Source organism: Burkholderia sp. KCJ3K979, from assembly GCF_016759955.1.
Taxonomy (GTDB): domain Bacteria; phylum Pseudomonadota; class Gammaproteobacteria; order Burkholderiales; family Burkholderiaceae; genus Burkholderia; species Burkholderia orbicola.
In genome coordinates this window covers 24,470-41,680 of sequence record NZ_JACFYV010000040.1, presented here as the reverse complement: position 1 = coordinate 41,680, position 17,211 = coordinate 24,470, and the positions used below count along the sequence as shown (strand labels likewise).

At 67.9% G+C, this 17,211-nt stretch carries 16 protein-coding genes; 10 read left to right on the top strand and 6 right to left on the bottom strand.

The features are described from left to right. Together H3O04_RS12115 and H3O04_RS12110 are read left to right on the top strand one after the other, a co-directional pair. Positions 1-412, top strand: a 412-nt coding sequence (locus H3O04_RS12115; protein WP_202587762.1) for a GNAT family N-acetyltransferase, incomplete at its 5' end; no start/stop codon positions are given. Between the two features lie 57 nt (positions 413-469). Then, positions 470-688, top strand: a complete 219-nt coding sequence (locus H3O04_RS12110; protein ID WP_006480837.1) for a DUF1653 domain-containing protein — start codon at positions 470-472, stop codon at positions 686-688. Between the two features lie 22 nt (positions 689-710). On the opposite strand, the gene atpC is transcribed toward H3O04_RS12110, so the two are convergent. Together atpC and atpG are read right to left on the bottom strand one after the other, a co-directional pair. Then, positions 711-1,169 (bottom strand): ATP synthase F1 subunit epsilon, encoded by a 459-nt coding sequence (gene atpC, locus H3O04_RS12105; protein ID WP_202587761.1) that lies wholly within the window; start codon positions 1,167-1,169, stop codon positions 711-713. A 10-nt stretch (positions 1,170-1,179) separates the two neighbouring features. Continuing rightward, entirely contained in the window at positions 1,180-2,055 is an 876-nt protein-coding gene (atpG, locus tag H3O04_RS12100; protein WP_012339677.1) for an ATP synthase F1 subunit gamma, read from the bottom strand. On the opposite strand from atpG, the gene H3O04_RS12095 reads away from it, so the two are divergent. Genes H3O04_RS12095 through fabI form a run of 4 tightly spaced genes read left to right on the top strand, consistent with a single transcriptional unit; the run spans position 2,050 to position 6,352 of the window. Next, entirely contained in the window at positions 2,050-3,174 is a 1,125-nt protein-coding gene (locus H3O04_RS12095; RefSeq protein ID WP_337249631.1) for a phosphate acetyltransferase, read from the top strand. The genes atpG and H3O04_RS12095 overlap by 6 nt on opposite strands. Positions 3,175-3,184: 10 nt before the next feature. Then, the gene (locus tag H3O04_RS12090; RefSeq protein WP_202587760.1) at positions 3,185-4,393 is read left to right on the top strand and encodes an acetate/propionate family kinase; all 1,209 of its coding nucleotides are present in this window, start codon (positions 3,185-3,187) and stop codon (positions 4,391-4,393) included. A gap of 8 nt (positions 4,394-4,401) precedes the next feature. Beyond that, positions 4,402-5,523, top strand: a complete 1,122-nt coding sequence (locus tag H3O04_RS12085) for an alpha/beta fold hydrolase (protein WP_202587759.1) — start codon at positions 4,402-4,404, stop codon at positions 5,521-5,523. Positions 5,524-5,551: 28 nt separating this feature from the next. Then, positions 5,552-6,352, top strand: a complete 801-nt coding sequence (fabI, locus tag H3O04_RS12080; RefSeq protein WP_202587758.1) for an enoyl-ACP reductase FabI — start codon at positions 5,552-5,554, stop codon at positions 6,350-6,352. Between the two features lie 21 nt (positions 6,353-6,373). Here the strand turns inward: fabI and H3O04_RS12075 are convergent, their stop codons facing one another. Together H3O04_RS12075 and H3O04_RS12070 are read right to left on the bottom strand one after the other, a co-directional pair. Further along, positions 6,374-7,585, bottom strand: a complete 1,212-nt coding sequence (locus H3O04_RS12075; protein WP_202587757.1) for a winged helix-turn-helix domain-containing protein — start codon at positions 7,583-7,585, stop codon at positions 6,374-6,376. A 355-nt stretch (positions 7,586-7,940) separates the two neighbouring features. Further along, a complete protein-coding gene (locus H3O04_RS12070; protein WP_202587756.1) occupies positions 7,941-9,329 on the bottom strand; it encodes an MFS transporter in 1,389 nt (462 codons plus the stop codon). 427 nt (positions 9,330-9,756) lie between these two features. Between H3O04_RS12070 and H3O04_RS12065 the strand changes: the two genes are divergently transcribed. Both H3O04_RS12065 and treA read left to right on the top strand, forming a co-directional pair. Then, entirely contained in the window at positions 9,757-10,386 is a 630-nt protein-coding gene (locus H3O04_RS12065) for a TetR/AcrR family transcriptional regulator (RefSeq protein WP_023476063.1), read from the top strand. 136 nt (positions 10,387-10,522) lie between these two features. Next, entirely contained in the window at positions 10,523-12,241 is a 1,719-nt protein-coding gene (gene treA, locus H3O04_RS12060; protein WP_105797874.1) for an alpha,alpha-trehalase TreA, read from the top strand. A gap of 124 nt (positions 12,242-12,365) precedes the next feature. Here the strand turns inward: treA and H3O04_RS12055 are convergent, their stop codons facing one another. Both H3O04_RS12055 and H3O04_RS12050 read right to left on the bottom strand, forming a co-directional pair. After that, complete coding sequence (locus H3O04_RS12055) at positions 12,366-13,847, bottom strand: carbohydrate porin (RefSeq protein WP_202587755.1); 1,482 nt, start codon at positions 13,845-13,847, stop codon at positions 12,366-12,368. Between the two features lie 90 nt (positions 13,848-13,937). Further along, positions 13,938-14,204: a hypothetical protein gene (locus tag H3O04_RS12050; protein WP_074806106.1), complete on the bottom strand. Its 267-nt coding sequence runs from the start codon at positions 14,202-14,204 to the stop codon at positions 13,938-13,940. A 1,081-nt stretch (positions 14,205-15,285) separates the two neighbouring features. Here H3O04_RS12050 and H3O04_RS12045 point away from each other — a divergent pair. Together H3O04_RS12045 and H3O04_RS12040 are read left to right on the top strand one after the other, a co-directional pair. Then, positions 15,286-15,423 carry a hypothetical protein gene (locus H3O04_RS12045; RefSeq protein ID WP_202587754.1) on the top strand — a complete coding sequence of 46 codons (138 nt, stop codon included), beginning with the start codon at positions 15,286-15,288 and terminating at the stop codon, positions 15,421-15,423. Between the two features lie 122 nt (positions 15,424-15,545). Continuing rightward, the gene (locus H3O04_RS12040; RefSeq protein ID WP_023476068.1) at positions 15,546-17,192 is read left to right on the top strand and encodes an NRAMP family divalent metal transporter; all 1,647 of its coding nucleotides are present in this window, start codon (positions 15,546-15,548) and stop codon (positions 17,190-17,192) included. The last annotated feature ends 19 nt before the right edge of the window (positions 17,193-17,211 follow it).

Below are 17,211 nucleotides of genomic sequence, written 5' to 3'. Positions count from 1 at the left end.
TTCCACCGACAAGCGCGAACTCGACATCGACGCGATCTTCGACTTCCTGCATCGCGACGCGTACTGGTCGCAGGGCATCCCGCGCGACGTGGTCGAGCGGGCGATCGAGGGTTCGCTGTGCTTCGGCGCGTATGTCGGCGACCGGCTTGTCGGGTTTGCGCGGCTCGTCACCGATCACGCGACGTTCGCGTACCTGTGCGACGTGTTCGTGTTGCCGGCCGAACGCGGCAACGGCTACGGCCGCGCGCTGATCGACCACATATTCGCGCAGGAAATGGTGCAGGGCCTGCGCCGCATCATGCTCGCGACGACCGACGCGCACGCGCTGTACCGGCCGGTCGGTTTCGGTCCGCCCGCGAACCCCGAGCGGTTGATGGAGATCCGCCGCCCCGACATCTACACGAAACGCTGACGCGCGGCGCAGCGCATACAATACGCGCTTTCCGTTTTTGCCGAAGAGAAGCACATCATGACCGAACAGGAAGCCGAACAGCTCGCGACGCACCGCCACTACAAGGGCGGCCTGTACCGCTACATCGGCGTTGCCCGCCATTCCGAAACCGAGGAATCGGTGGTCGTCTACGAGCATCTGTGGCCGCATGCGCGCGGGCTGTGGGTGCGGCCGGAAGCGATGTTCAACGGCAATCTCGAAGACGGCACGCCGCGTTTTCGCAAGCTGCGCGACTGAGCGGGCGGCACCGGAGCCGCGGCTAGCCGACGCTGCCCGGCTTGTCGTGCGGCGTTTGTTGCCGCAGCGCCATCGCAAAGAAGCGCCGGATTTCCTCCATCAATTCCGCGCGGGCCGACGCGAAATCGAACGCGCGCCGGTTTTCGTGCGCGTAGCGCTGGCGCCAGTCGTCGGCCGCATGCCGCGCTTCGCGTGCGCGCAGCTCGTCGAGTTCCGGCGTGCGCAGTGCGTGATCGGCGATCAGCGTCACGCCGTCACGGCTGACCTCCAGCACGCCGCCCGCGACGAGGAGGCGGCGATGCTCGCCGGTCGGCGCATCGACGAGCGTCACGACGCCGGGCCTGATTCGCGTGAGTAGCGGCGCGTGGTGCGGGTAGATCCCCAACTCTCCGCTTTCCCCCGGCACGACGACGAAATGCGCGTCGCCGGCATACAGCACCGCTTCCACGCTCACGATGTCGAGCTTCATCGACGTCTTCATGCGGACTCCTTCAGACTGCCGCCGCGCCGGCGACGATTTCGCACAGCTCGGTGGTGATCTGCGCCTGTCGCGTCTTCTGGTACAGGTGCCGCAGTTCGCGCAACACGCGGTCGGCGTTGTCCGTCGCGGTCTGCATGCTGAACATCCGCGCGCATTGCTCGCACGCGTAGTTCTCGACGACGGCCTGATAGAGCGTCGCCTCGACGTAGCGCAGCAGCAACGTGTCGACCGCCGGTTTGGGCGCGGGCTCGTACAGATAGTCGGACGCGGGCGCGCCATCGGTCGGCGCGTCGGCCCCGGTGTCGAGCCCGATGATCGGCAGCATCGCATCGATGCGCGGCTCGTACGCGAGCGGGCTCGTCAGCCGGTTGTATGCGACGTGCACTTCGTCGAGCTCGCCGTTGACGAACGCGGTCAGCGGCACGAGCAGCGCCCCGAGCAACTGCTCGAAGTGCGGCTCGGCGGCCAGGCCGCTCGCACGGGCCGCGATGGTCGCGCCATGGCGCACGAGCGGCGCGAGGCCGCGCGCGCCGATCACGCTCAGTTCGCACGCGACGCCGGCCCGGTCCCAGCGTTCGAGCGCATCCACGCATTCGACGAGCAGCCGCGCATTGAGCGGGCCGCACAGCCCGCGATCGGTGGTGACGACGATCAGGCCGACGCGGCGCACGGTATCGCGCCGCGCCATCAGTGCCGACACGTGGTCGGGACGGTCGCGCAGCACGCGCTCCGCCATCGCGCCGATACGTGCCGCGTACGGACGGAACTCCCGCGCACGTCGCTGCGCGCTCGCCATCTTGGTGCGCGCCATCATTTCCATCGCCTTGGTGATCTTGCGCGTGGACGAGGTACTGGCGATCTTCGAGCGGATTTCGCGTATGTGCATGTCAGGGGTGGGCGTCGCGGCCATCCGGATGTCATCGTGCGGCTTCATGCTATCGGGACTTCACCTGAAACGATTGACGGAAATCAAACGACGTCGCCCGGTCCCGCACCAGAATCCGTTCACGTGATTCTTGCGAAGGGGCAGTCGATGACCGAGTTGCGCACGCATCAGAAATACGAAGCGCTGATTGCGCGTTGCCGCGCATTGCGCCCGGTGACGGTCGCGGTCGCGCATCCCTGCGACGAGGTCTCGCTGCACGCGGCGGCTGCCGCCGCGCGGGCCGGTATCGTCGTGCCCGTGCTGGTCGGCCCGGTGGCGCGCATCACGATGCTCGCCGCGACGCTCGGTGTCGACCTGTCCGGCTATCGGCTCGTGGATGCGCCGCACAGTCATGCATCGGCGGCACGCGCGGTCGAGCTGGTGCGCGCGGGCGACGCGCAGGCGCTGATGAAGGGCAGCCTGCACACCGACGAGTTGCTGGCCGAGGTGGTGCGCGCCGATACGGGATTGCGCACCGGGCGGCGCCTGAGCCACGTGTTCGTCATGGACGTGCCGACTTACCCCAAGCCGCTGTTCATCACCGACGCGGCCGTCAATATCCGTCCGACGCTCGAACAGAAGGCCGACATCGCGCAGAACGCGATCGATCTCGCGCATGCGCTCGGCATCGCCCGGCCGAAGGTGGCGATCCTGTCGGCGGTCGAGACGGTCAGCTCGAAGCTGCCGTCGACGCTCGACGCGGCCGCGCTGTGCAAGATGGCCGAGCGCGGCCAGATCACCGGCGCGTTGCTCGACGGGCCGCTCGCGCTCGACAACGCGATCAGCCCGGAAGCGGCGCGGCTCAAGCATCTCGATTCCGCGGTCGCGGGCGATGCGGACATCCTGCTCGTGCCCGACCTCGAGGCCGGCAACATGCTCGCGAAAGAGCTGACGTTCCTCGCGAATGCCGATGCGGCCGGCATCGTGCTCGGCGCACGCGTGCCGGTGATCCTGACGAGTCGCGCGGACAGCGAACGCACGCGCCTGGCGAGCTGCGCGGTCGCGGCGCTCGTCGCGGCGGCGGCGCGTGCCACGGCGACGCCCCTGACCGCCGCGGCGATTGCGGCCGACGCACACTGACGGGGCCGCGATGCGACATCCTGTCCTGGTGCTCAACGCCGGCTCGTCGAGCCTCAAGTTTTCGGTCTACGACACGCGAGAGGATCGTTCGCTCGATGCGGGCCTGCACGGGCAGGTCGAGAACCTGCATGACACCCCGCATCTGTTCGTGACCGATGCACACGGCGCGACGCTCGTCGACAGCGCCGTCGCGCGACCGGGGCATCAAGGCGCGATCGAGGCGCTGCACGCGTGGTTCGCCGCGCACGTCGGGCGGGAGGCCGCGTTCGACGGCGTCGGGCACCGCGTCGTGCATGGCGGCCCGTATTTCACCGCGCCGGTGCGGATCGATGCGCACGTGCTCGATGCGATCGCGTCGCTTGCGCCGCTCGCGCCGCTGCACCAGCCGCATCACGTCGACGCGATTCGTGCGGTGGCAGCGGTAGCGCCGAACCTGCCGCAGGTCGCGTGTTTCGACACCGCGTTCCATGCGACGGTGCCGGCGCTCGAACGGGAGTTCGCGTTGCCGCGCGCGCTGACCGAGCAGGGCATCGTGCGCTACGGGTTTCACGGGCTGTCGTACGAGTACATCGCGATGGCGCTCGCGGCCCTCGATCCGTCGTGGATGCAGCACCGGACGGTGGTCGCGCACCTCGGTAACGGCGCAAGCCTGTGTGCGCTCGCGAACGGCCGCAGCGTCGCGACGACGATGGGGTTCACGGCCGTCGACGGGCTGCCGATGGGCACGCGCACGGGCGCGCTGGACCCCGGCGTGATCCTGTACCTGCAGCGTCACACGGGCCGCTCGCTCGACGAGGTCGAGCATCTGATCTATGCCGAATCGGGCTTGCTGGGCGTGTCGGGCGTGTCGAGCGACATGCGCACGCTGCTCGCGAGCGACGCACCGTCGGCCGCGCATGCGGTCGAGCTGTTCGCCTATCGCGCGGCCCGCGAACTCGCCGCGCTGGCCGGCGTGCTCGGCGGTCTCGACACGCTCGTGTTCACGGCGGGTATCGGCGAGCACGCGCCGCGCGTGCGTGAACGGATCTGCCGCCGCGCGGCGTGGCTCGGCATCGTGCTCGACGACGCGGCGAACGCGGCCGGCCTGCCGGTGATTTCGAGCGACGCGTCGCGCGTGACGGTGCGCGTGATCCCGACCGACGAGAACCTGATGATCGCGCGCCACACGCGCCGCGTGCTGGACGACGCGATTCCCTCCACGCCGTATCCGACCCGGTGAGACCTTCGATGACAGCACGCGACACGCCTTCTCCTGCCGTCAGCGCCCCCGCGCTGCCGATTTTCTGGCCGATGGCCGCCGCCACGGCGATGTTCGCGGCCGGCGCCGAGATCGCGGCGCGCAATCTGCGCTTTCTCGCGGAAGAGGAGAAGCTCCATTTCGAAGCACATCCGGCGCTGGCATCGCCGAACCGGCCGTTGCTGGAACTGCGGACGATGACGTTTCGCGATTATTCGGCCGCGCCCGCGCACGGGCTGCCGACGATCGTCGATGCGCCGTACGCGGGACACAGCGCGATGATCGCCGACTACCAGCCGGGGCAGAGCCTGATGCAGACGCTGCGCGAGCACGGCGTGACGCGTCTGTACCTGACCGACTGGCGCTCGGCCACCGAGGACATGAAGGACCTCGAGATCGACCAGTATCTGGCCGAGCTGAACGTGTGCGTCGACGAACTCGGCGGCCGCGTGAATCTCGTCGGGCTGTGCCAGGGCGGCTGGATGTCGGCGATGTATGCGGCGCGTTTCCCGCACAAGGTCGCGAGCCTCGTGCTGGCGGGCTCGCCGATCGACACCGACGCGGGCGACGGCCCGATCAAGCAGATGGTGCACACGTATCCGACTTCGTTCTACGAGGAACTCGTCGCGATGGGCGGCGGGCTGATGCGCGGGCGCTTCATGCTGCGCGGCTGGAAGAACATGCATCCCGACCAGCACTATCTCGCCGAGCACGTCGACCTGTACGAGCATCTCGACGATCCGGAATACCTGCGCAAGCGCGAGGTGTTCGCGAACTGGTACGAAAGCCCGATCGACCTGCCGGGACGCTGGTACCTGCAGGCGATCGTGCAGATCTTCAAGGAGAACCGGCTCGCGAAAGGTACGTTCGTCGCGCTCGGACGCACGCTCGACCTGAAGGACGTCGCGTGCCCGGTCTATCTGCTCGCCGGCGAGGCCGACGACATCACGACGCCGGAGCAGGTGTTCGGCGCGCGCGATCTTCTCGGGACGCCCGCGTCGCGGATCGAGAGCCGGCTCGTGCCGGGCGGCCATATCGGCCTGTTCATGGGGACGCGCACGCTGGCGACGGTGTGGCCCGACATCGCGCGATGGATCGCGGCGCAGCGCTAGGCCCACGCGGATCGACAAGGGAGGCGACATGACGTTGCGACACAAGCGGGGGCTCGTCGTCGGCATCGCGAACGAACAGAGCATCGCGTGGGGATGTGCACGCGCGTTCTGCCGGGCGGGCGCCACGCTCGCGGTGACCTGGCAGTCGGACAAGACCTTGCCGTACGTCGAGCCGCTGTTCGCGCAACTCGACGCGCCGATCCGGATGCCGCTCGACGTCGGGCGCCCCGACCAGATGGCGGCGGTGTTCGACGCGATCGCGGTGCAATGGGGCGCGCTCGACTTCGTGCTGCATTCGGTGGCGTATGCACCGAAGGCCGATCTGCAAGGCCGCGTGGTCGACAGTTCGCCGGAAGGCTTCTCGTTGGCGATGGATACGTCGTGCCATTCGTTCATCCGGATGGCGCGACTCGCCGAGCCGCTGATGACGCGCGGTGGGAGCCTGATGGCGATGAGCTATCTCGGCGCGGAGCAGGTCGTCGCGAACTACGGAGTGATGGGGCCTGTCAAGGCCGCGCTCGAAGCGAGCGTACGGTACCTGGCGGCCGAACTCGGCGGCGCGGGCATTCGCGTCAATGCGGTTTCGCCGGGCGTGCTGCCGACGCGCGCGGCGTCGGGCCTGCCGGACTTCGGCCGGCTGCTCGACGACACCGCACGCCGGGCGCCGCTGCATCACGCGCTGGACATCGACGACGTCGGGGCGTTCTGCGCGTTTCTTGCCGGCGACGGCGCGCGGGCGATCACGGGCGGCACGCACTATATCGACGCTGGCATGCATGTGCTCGGCCAGGGCCAGCGCAAGCCCGTCATGAGCGTGAACGAGCCCTGACGCACCGGCGGAATGCGGCGTTCAGGTGCGCGTGAATGCTTCCACGAGGGCCGGCGGCACGTGTGCGACCGTCACCTCCGGCGTGCCGTGCCACGCCGCGAGTTTCTTCACGGCCTTCGCGACGTCGGCCGCGATCCCGGCGCCGAAGCGCACGCCCGGCTCGACGTGCACGGCCTTCAATTCGAACGTGCCGAGCGCGCGATGCGCTTTCGCATCGACGCGGCCGACCAGCCGGCCGCGATGCAGCACGGGCAGGCAGAAATAGCCGTAGCGCCGCTTGTGCTCGGGCGTATAGCACTCGATCGTGTAATCGAAACCGAACAGCGTCGACGCGCGCCGCCGGTCCCAGACGACCGGATCGAACGGCGACAGCAGCGTCGTGACCGTCGAGCGCAGCGTGTCGGCCGCGGCGGCCGGCAGCAGCGCATCGAGCGAGCGGTGCACGTAGGCCGGCTCCTTCCAGTCGTCGATCTGCACCGGAATCAGGTCGCCCGCATCCGCGAGCCGCTCCAGCTCCGCGCGGTACGAACGGCGCGGCAGCCGATAGTAGTCGGCCACCCAGTCCGCACGCACGACGCCGAGCGCCCGGCACGTATAGTCAAGCAACGCAGGCAGCACGGCTTCGCGCGGCGGCAGGTCGCGCGTATCGTCCCAGTCGGGTAGCACGCGTTCGCGCACGTCGTACACGCGCTGGAAATTGCGACGCTCCGACACCATCAGGTCGCCCGTCGTGAACAGCACTTCCAGGTGACGCTTCTCGGGCTTGCGATCCCACCATCCGTTGCCCTTCACGCCGTCCTCGCGCGCGAAATCGGCCGACCGCACCGGGCCTTCCTCGCGAATCCGCGCAAGCAGCCGTTCGATCTCCGGACGATTCTGCTCGTGCCATTCGGCCGCATATTTCCAGCCCATCCCCGACGGATCGAGCATCTTGTAGCGCATCAGCCCGAACTGCTCGATCGGCAGGAAACACGCTTCATGCGACCAGTATTCGAACAGGCGCGCCTCGGCGAGATGTTCGTCGAGCCAGTGCGGCGAGAAATCGCCGAGGCGGCTGAACAGCACGAGATACGGGCTGCGCGCGACGACGTGGATGGTGTCGATCTGCAACTGCGCCATCCGGCGGATCGTGTCGAGCACGTCGGCCTTGGTCGCCTTGCGGCGGGGCGGCGTGAGCAGGCCCTGTGCGGCGAGATGCAGGGCGCGGGCAGAGGCGGGCGAGAGCGTGAGCATCGGCAGGACGGTCGAGGGTGGCGATCGGGAACCACTTTAGCGCGAAAGCGGCGCGCGCGTGCGACGCGCGGCTGCCACGCGTCTGACAATGGTTGACAGATGCGTTGCGCAAGTTTCCCTATAGTGCAGTTCATGGCGCGACGACAAGTGCGCGCAACGATTCCGCTTCCGACGCACATATGTCCATGGCACGCAGGAAGCGAATCCGGGATTCTCAACCCCCATCGGGAGACCCGGAGCCCTGAGCGAACATCCACGCGGCTGTGCACCGGCCCCGTGTGGATGTTCGCTAATTTTTTTGTTTTTCCGGTTTTCGTCCGTCGCCGAGCGACAGGTCATGTCGCGGCGGCGCCGCTTATGCCCGCTTGCCGCGCGCGACTTCGTCGCCGGCGCCCGGCGGCAGCCGCCGCGTGATCGGAATCGACGCGAACGAGCACAGCCCGACCACCAGGAACGCGGGCCAGAAATCCGACCACACCATCGCCTGATGGCCCTGGAGCCAGTGCGACACGTGCAGCACGAGGCCGGCCACCGTCACGCCGAGGCCAAGCGACATCTGCTGCACGACGCTGCCGAGGCTCGTCGCGCGGCCTGCGTCGCGCGACGAAATGTCCGCATAGATCATCGAATTCAAACTCGTGAACTGCAGCGCGGGGAAGATGCCGCCGACGAGCACGATCAGCCAGATCGCCCAGGTCACCATGCCGGGATGGAACACGCCGTATGCGGCGATCGCGAGGCCCGCGAATGCCGCGTTGTAGATCAGCACCGTGCGAAAGCCGAAGCGGCGCAGCGTATGCGTGGCCGTCGAGCGGCTGACCGCGCCGCCGAGCGCGGACGCGCACGTGATGAGGCCGGAATGGAACGCGCTCATGCCGAGCCCTTCCTGCAACGCGAGCGGCAGCAGGAACGGTACCGCGCCGAGGCCGATGCGAAACAGCGACCCGCCGACGACGCTCGCGTGGTACGTCGGGATCTTCAGGAAACTGAGGTCGAGCACCGGGCGCTCCTTGCGGCGCGCGTACGGCACATACAGCGCGAGCATCGCGGCGCCGGCCGCGCACATGATGATGGCATTCGAGCGCGACGTGAGCGAACCGTCGATCAGCGTGAGGCCCATCAGCAGCAGCGCGGCGCCGCTGGCCGACAGCAGGAAGCCGAACCAGTCGAGCGGGCCCGGATCGGGTTCGTGCGTGTTCGCGATGTGCTTGCTCGCGAGGTAGATCCCGTAGATGCCGATCGGCACGTTGATGAAGAAGATCATCCGCCAGTGCAGGTAGGTCGTGATGAAGCCGCCGACGAGCGGCCCGACCGTGGGCCCGAACAGCGCGGGAATCGCGAGGTAGTTCATCGCGCGCACGAGATCGGCGCGCGGCACCGCGCGGAAGATGATGATGCGGCCGACCGGCACCATCATCGCGCCGCCGACGCCCTGAATGAAGCGCGCGAACGTGAGCACGCCGAGGGAGTTGGACGCCGCGCACATCAGCGAACCGACGACGAAGATGCCGATCGCGGTGCGGAACACGGCGCGCGCGCTGAAGCGGTCGGCGAGCCAGCCGCAGATCGGGATGAACACGCCGAGGCCGACCACGTAGGCCGTGATCGCAATGTTCAGGGTGACGGGGTTGTGCCCGAAGTCCCTCGCCATCGCAGGCAGGGCGGTGACGATGATGTTCGCGTCGACGCTTTCCATGAACAACGCACAGGCAACGATGAGCGGTGCTAGAAAGACGGGCGACATGGGCTGGGCGCGCGGTAAAGACGCCATTATGCCCACAATGTGACCGCTGCGTCACGTACGACAACAGTTGTTCCACATGTTGCAACAGTCGTCCTTTCCGGCGGGCGGTGCGGAAAGTACGACTGCGCCCATGCGGTCGACGGGCTGCTCGTGCGTGTTGCCTCCACGTGGCCGACGAATCGCACGCCGTTGCCGTGGCGGAACGTGTGCGCGCTTTCCGGGGCGGCGCCAGGATGTCGGCGCGGCGACCGTGGATCGACGCGTTGCGCGGCGCGCCGGCCACTCGTCGGTCTCGGTGGTGAGCGTGCGCGAACACGGCGAGCGGCATTGAAGCCGGTGCGGTCATGTCGATACCTTTTGACGGCGTGGCGGTGTGTTCCTAAAATGTGAGCGCCTGCTCATATTCGAGGGAATGCACCTTTCCACCATGTCCGACTCGTCTTCGCGCATGCCGCTTTCGCCGCGCAAGGCGCCGCGCCAGCGCCGCTCGGTGGCCACCGTCGATGCGATCGTCGAGGCGGCCGCCCGCATTCTGGAGCGCGACGGCTTCGCCGGTTACACGACGAATGCGGTCGCGGCGCTGGCCGGCGTGAGCATCGGCTCGCTCTATCAATACTTCCCGAACCGCGATGCGCTGACGGCCGCGCTCGTCGAGCGCGAGAGTGCGCATCTGCTCGACGACGTCGACCGGGCGGCCGCGCTGTCGTCCTGCGACGACGTGCTGCGCGCGCTGGTGCGCGGGGCCGTCGCGCACCAGATGCGCCGGCCGGTGCTCGCGCGGCTGATCGATTTCGAAGAGGCTCGGTTGCCGCTCGGTGCGCGCACCGAGCGGGTCGCGGATCGCATCCACGCAACCTTGCTGCATGCGCTCCGGTTGCGCGATGCGCCGCGCGTCGCCGCGCCCGACGTGGTCGCGCACGATCTGCTCGCGATCGTGAAAGGCATCGTCGATGCGGCGGGCGCGCGCGGCGAAACCGATGCGAACGCGCTCGAAGCGCGTGCGTGGCGGGCGGTGCGCGGTTATCTCCGGGAGTCGCGCGAATCGAAACTTGCTTGACATGCATGTTTCGTGCGACAGTCGGACCCACTCGCACCACAACATGACGCGTATCGATCGAAGGCCATCGAGACGAACGCGCGCGCGAACGAGACCTCGTGCCGATCCACTCACCAACGAAAGGAGGGGACACGCCATGACGTCACGTCGTGCCGCACCGCTTGCATCTCGCTTCCCGTCGCGTCAGTCACCGCCCGCGCCGCGTCTGCGCTGGGCCGCCGCACTGGCCATCGCCTATCTCGCCGTCGCCGGCTGCGCCGCGCAGGCCGACAATGCGAACCAGGCCGCCGCGCAAGCGGCCAGCCAGTCCGCGCTGCCGGCCACCACCGCAGCCGCGCCGGCTCCCGCGTCGGGCACGCTGTTGCCACCACCGAGCCAGCTCTACGGCGACCTGTTCGTCGCGGTGCAGACCGCGCAGCTCTATCCCGACCAGAAGACCTTCGTCGACGCCACGCCCGATACCGATCCCGCGACGATCGTGCAGTTGTATCAGCAACAGAAATCGCAGCCGGGCTTCTCGCTGAAGGCGTTCGTCGACCAGCATTTCACGCCGCCTCCGGCAGGCGGCGTGACGCCGCCGCCGAACCAGACGCTGCGCGAGCACATCGACTGGCTGTGGCCGCAGCTCACGCGCACAAGCACCACGGCGCCGCCGTACAGTTCGCTGATTCCGCTGCCGAAGCCGTACGTCGTGCCGGGCGGTCGCTTCCGCGAAGGCTACTACTGGGATACCTATTTCACGATGCTCGGGCTGCAGGTGTCGGGGCGCGAGGATCTCGTCGACGACATGCTCGACAACTTCGCCTACCTGATCGATACGGTCGGGCACATTCCCAATGGCAACCGCACGTACTACGCGAGCCGCTCGCAGCCGCCGTTCTTCGCGTACATGGTCACGCTCGCCGCGCAAGTCGAAGGCGACAAGGTCTACCAGAAATACCTGCCGGCGCTGCGCAAGGAGCATGCGTACTGGATGCAGGGCGAAACCACGACGCCGCGCGGGCAGGCGGCGCGCAACGTGGTCGCGATGCCCGACGGCGCCGTGCTGAACCGCTACTGGGATGCGCGCGACACGCCGCGCGACGAGTCGTATCTCGAGGACGTGACGACCGCGAAGTCGGTGCCGTCCCGTCCGGCGAACGAGGTGTACCGCGACCTGCGCGCGGGCGCCGAAAGCGGCTGGGACTACAGCTCGCGCTGGTTCGGCGACGGCAAGACGCTCGCGACGATCCGTACGACGTCGATCGTGCCGGTCGACCTGAACAGCCTGATGTTCCATCTCGAGACGACGATCGTGAAGGGCTGTGCGGTGACGCGCGACATCGCGTGCGTGGCCGATTTTTCAGCGCGCGCGGGCAAGCGTGCGGCCGCGATCAATCATTACCTGTGGAACCGTCGCGGCTATTACGGCGACTACGACTGGCAGTTGCGCAAGCCGCGCGATGGCGTGACGGCGGCCGCGCTGTATCCGCTGTTCGCGGGCGTCGCGTGGCCGGAGCGTGCGAAGGCGACCGCGCGCGAAGTGCGCAAGACGCTGCTGCAGCCGGGCGGCCTCGCGACGACGACCGAGAACACGGGCCAGCAATGGGATGCGCCGAACGGCTGGGCGCCGCTGCAATGGATCGCGATCGACGGGCTGCGCCGTTACGGCGAACCGGCGCTCGCGAAGGACATCGGCACGCGTTTCCTGTCCGATGTGAAGCATGTGTATGCGACCGAAGGCAAGCTCGTCGAGAAGTACGTGGTCGAGGGCACCGGCACGGGCGGCGGTGGAGGCGGGGAATATCCGTTGCAGGACGGTTTCGGCTGGACCAACGGCGTCACGCTGAAATTGCTCGGGCTGTACGGCGAGTAATGCGCGGCGAATAATGCACGGCGCGTAAGGCGCGCCACGGGCCGCGTGCCCGCACGGCAAGCCACCGCATGGGCCGGACCGTCGCGCAAGCGACCGTCCGGCCCGCGTCTTTACGCGGCTGGCATCAGAACGTGATCGTCGTGCGCACGCCGACCACCGTTTCGTCGCCGATGCGCGCGCCGGCTGCGTTCGGGTTCGGGATGCCGCCGCCCGGACGGAAGAAGTGCTGCAGGTCGGCCTGCACCTGCCACCACGGCGCGATCTGGTACTGGTAGGTCGCCTCGATGACCGTCTCCGCGCGGCGCACCGGATAGCCGGGCGTCGTGTACGCGCCGGTGTCGCCGTCGAGGCCGCGCGCATGCGAACCGATCTTCGCGTAGCCGACCGCGATGCCGGCGACGTCGTTGTCGCGCCCGACAAACGGGGCCTTCAGCGTCACGCCCGCGTTGGCCGCGAAATCGACGAGATTGCGGTCGCCCGGCGAGCCCATCACGCGCGCGAACACGCCGACCGAGCGCGGGCTGTCGGCGGACGGCCGCCACACCATCTGGTCCGCGACTGCATAGAACCCGTAGTTGCCGCGATGCGTGGCCGGCGTGCCGTTGCTGGCCGGATCGGCGAGCGACAACCCGTCGGTGCCGTAGCGCGGATCGTTCGCGTGCTGCGAGTGATACCAGAAGCCGAGCTTGTAGGTGCCGGGCAGGCCGGCCGGCTGCGGGGCCTTCGGGTCGGCCGGCGGCGCGTTCAGCGCGTACTGCACTTCGCCGATCACGAATGCCCCGCTGCGCAGGTTGAAATTGGTGCCGTGCGCGTTCAGCACCTGCGCGTCGCCGTCGCTGCGGCCGGCCGGGTTGCCGTCGAACACGCCGACCATCGCGGTCCACGCGTCGGCCGGCTTCACGCGCAGCCGCACGCCGAGCGACGACAGCGGATACGCGGGGCCGCAGGACGGCAGGTCGGCGGACGGCAGCACGGGCCAGCCGAACGTCGCGTTCATGAACGTTGCCGCGTTCTGGCTCACCATGAATTCCTGGTCGACGCTCTGCTGGCCGACTTTCACGTCGACCTTGCCGTCGAGCAGCGACTGCTGGTACCAGAGCTCCCACAGGCGCGTGGTCGAATTGGCCTCGATGCCGGTCGCGGTCTGCAGCGTCTGCAGGTAGCGCTGCGTGAGATTGGTGCCGTGGATCTGCAGCCCCGACACGTTGAACGTGCCGCCCGGCAGGCCGATCGCCTTGCCGGTGTCGACGTCGAAACCGAATTGCGTGAGCCCCTGGTACGCACCGCCGCGCCCTGTGCCGCCGGACGTGTTGTACAGGTACTCGCTGGTTTCCTGCAGGCTCAGCGTGACGCCGTGTTCGTCGAGCACGTCGCGCAGGCCGCCCATGTTGCCGAGCAGGTTCGACCGTTCCCACAAGCCGGTGGGAGCGGGCGCGGCAGCATCGGCGGCCGGTTGGGCGGGGGCGGCGGCATCGTTCGTGCCGGCCGCCGGTTCGGTGGCGGGAGCCGACGCTTGCGCGAATGCGGAAGCGGCGGCGAGCGACAGCAGCAGCGCGGCGAGCGCATCGACGCGAAGCTTGCGCGGGACGGAAGAGAGTTGCTTCATTCGGGTTCCGTTGGCAGTTTGATTAGTTAGGCTGAAGAAACGGGAACGTGATGCGGGCCGCATGGCGAGACGGCCTGCACGGAGAAGGGCTTACGGCAGCCAGCCGCCGACGCGCCATACCTGCGCGAAGCCGACGTGGGGCGCGACCGAGCACAGCAGCGCGGCAAGCGCGACCGCGGCCGCCGTCGCGGCGATCAGCACGCAATCGAGCGGGCGGGGTGCGGCCGGCACGTGGGCGAGAGCCACGCCGCGCCAGTGGCCGAATGCCCGGGCGAGCGGCGAGCGGCCGGAAAATGAGCAGTCGCACGCGACGTGCACGACGCGCTTGAGTCTGACCGCGAACGATGGAAAGAACATGACGCTGCCTCCCTTCCGTCCGGCGAACGCCGGGCGACGTGATCGAGCGCGGGTGCGTGACGCGGCCTGCGATCGGAGGATGGAACATAACGGAGCGTGCGACTGACGAACCGGCGATGGCCGGCCCGGATGAGGCGCGCTAACCCGACGAATGCGAGTTAGCGGCGAAAGACATGCGTCTGGCTGCTATCTCGCGATGGCGTGGCCGGCCTGGACCGGCATCGAACTGCAACTAGAGCATGTGTCCACGGAGGGACTCCCGTGATGAATTGGGGCGGATTGTAGTCGCGACTTTTGCTGCGGCGCAAGTAAAAAACGCACGAAAAATGCGCTGTGTGGTGGGCGCGTCGCAGCGGAGCGGAGCCGCCGCACGTCTGCCCGGCGAGCGTGAAAAGGCAGGTGCGGCAGCGTGGCGGACCGTTGCTCGCACGCGTCGGCGCAGGGTGGCGTGACGACGGTGCTGAAAGGTTTCAGAACGTTATTTCAAGGGCAAATCTTTCAGTCGCGTCAGGCGGGAAATTTATTTCGAAAAATGGGGTTTGGAGGGGTTGACTTCACTTTCGCGCGGTCCATAGAATCCGCCATCTTCACTCTTGGGGCCGCCGCCTTGGACGCCTGCAGTAGTCGATCTTCGAACGAAATTTCCGCCTGAGCGACCGACGTCCGCGCCTCATCGAAGCCGCCGTTTGTCTCCCGGGCAAACGGTGCGCGCAGCAGTATTTCCGCAGCAACTCCCTACGTGCACCCTGATTCGCGCCGGTTAGCGTGATGCGTTTTCGCATGCGTTGCCCGGTTTCACCGCCGCCTGGCAGGCGGCCGCTTTCGCGCATCCGTTCCCCCGGCGCGCGAATGCCGGCCCGCACGCCGGCCGGCGGTCAACCGTGTTCCCCGGAACACCGCACAGGAGCCGCCATGAACGACAGTGACAGTTGTCCCTTATGCCCGTTGCATACGCAGACCCTTTCGAACCCGGGTCGCGGGGACAATCCGGCCGACTAGCCTGACACGTCGTTCAGGCCCCTGGCTGGCCCCGCGCCCACCACGCGGCCGGCACGCTGCCGTCGCCGCACGGAGCCAGACCATGAACTTCGGCCTTCTGCTATCGAACCTTCCGCACGTCACGGAATCGCGCCACCACTACGACGCGATGCTGACGTTCGACGCCCGTCCGCGGGTGTTCGCCCGCCTGTTGAGCCAACTGAAAGCGCTGATCCACTGAAAAGAAGCGCCGAGCGCGCCTCGGCATGCGCACGCGCCCCCGCCTTCGGGCGGCCGCCCCGCGCGCATTCCAAGGTCACACGCTCACCGAATCGCATAACCCTTAGCCGTACGGAATACATCATGTCCACGCCATCCAACGTTTCTCCACCGATCGCCGCCGACCGCGGCGCCGTGCTCGACGAAGCCCACCTGGGCGACATCCGCGGTGCGCTCGGCACGATCGCGCACCACGATACCGGCGCACGCGGCACGTGGTGGGCGCGCCTGCGCACGCTGCTCGCGATCATCGGCCCGGGCCTGATCGTGATGGTCGGCGACAACGATGCCGGCGCGTTCGGCACCTATACGCAAGCCGGCCAGAACTACGGCACGACGCTGCTGTGGACGCTGCTGCTGCTGGTGCCCGTGCTGTACGTGAACCAGGAAATGGTGCTGCGTCTCGGCGCGGTCACGGGCGTCGGTCATGCGCGGCTGATCTTCGAACGCTTCGGCAAGTTCTGGGGCGCGTTCAGCGTGATCGACCTGTTCCTGCTCAACGCGCTGACCATCGTCACCGAGTTCATCGGCATCACGTTCGTGCTGGATTTCTTCGGATTGCCGAAGGTGGCCGGCGTGTGCGTGGCCGCCGCGCTGACGATGGCCGCGGTCAGTACCGGCGATTTCCGGCGCTTCGAGCGGTTCGCGATCGGCCTGTGCGTGCTGAGCCTGCTGCTCGTGCCGGTGCTCGTGTCGATCCACCCGTCCGCCGCGCAGATGACGCGCGACTTCTTCGTGCCGAACTGGCCCGCGCACGCGAAGCTGTCGGACGTGATGCTGCTCGTGATCGGGATCGTCGGCACGACGGTCGCGCCATGGCAATTGTTCTTCCAGCAGAGCTACGTGATCGACAAGCGCATCACGCCGCGCTTCATGAAATATGAAAAGGCCGACCTGTGGATCGGCATCGCGTTCGTGCTGGTGGGCGCGGTCGCGATGATCGGCTTCAGCTCGGCGTTGTTCAGCGGCCATCCGGAAGCCGGCAACTTCACCGACGCGGGCGGCATCATCGCCGGCCTCGAGAAGTATGCGGGCCGCACGAGCGCGACGCTGTTCGCGATCGCGCTGCTCGACGCGTGCATCATCGGCGCGGCGGCCGTGTCGCTGTCGACCGCGTACGCGATCGGCGACGTGTTCAAGATCCGCCACTCGCTGCATCGCGGCGTGACCGACGCGAAGGGCTTCTATCTCGTCTATTTCGGCATCGTCGCGGCCGCGGCCACGCTCGTGCTGATTCCGGGCAGCCCGCTCGGCCTGCTGACCGAAGCCGTGCAGACGCTGGCCGGCGTGCTGCTGCCGAGCGCGACGGTGTTCCTGCTCGTGCTGTGCAACGACCGCCAGGTGCTCGGGCCCTGGGTCAACTCGACGAAGCTCAACGTGTTTACGGGTGCGGTGATCTGGGTGCTGGTGCTGCTGTCGATCATCCTGACCGCGTCGGTGATGTATCCCGACATCAGCGGGGAGGCGATCGTCGACGTGCTGGTGGGCGGCACCGTGCTCGCGATCGCCGGCTATCTGGCGACGGTGTTGATTCGCCGCAACAAGCGCGTCGTCGAGCCGGGCATCGATCGCTCGCTGCGCGACACGTGGCGCATGCCGCCGCTCGATACGCTCGAGCCGCAGAACATGACGCTCGCGACGCGGATCTGGATGGCCGTGTTGCGCGGCTATCTGGTGATCGCGGTCGGGCTCGTGATCGTGAAGGTGGTGCAGATGACGCTGCTGAAGTAACGGCGATCGTCCGCGAGGA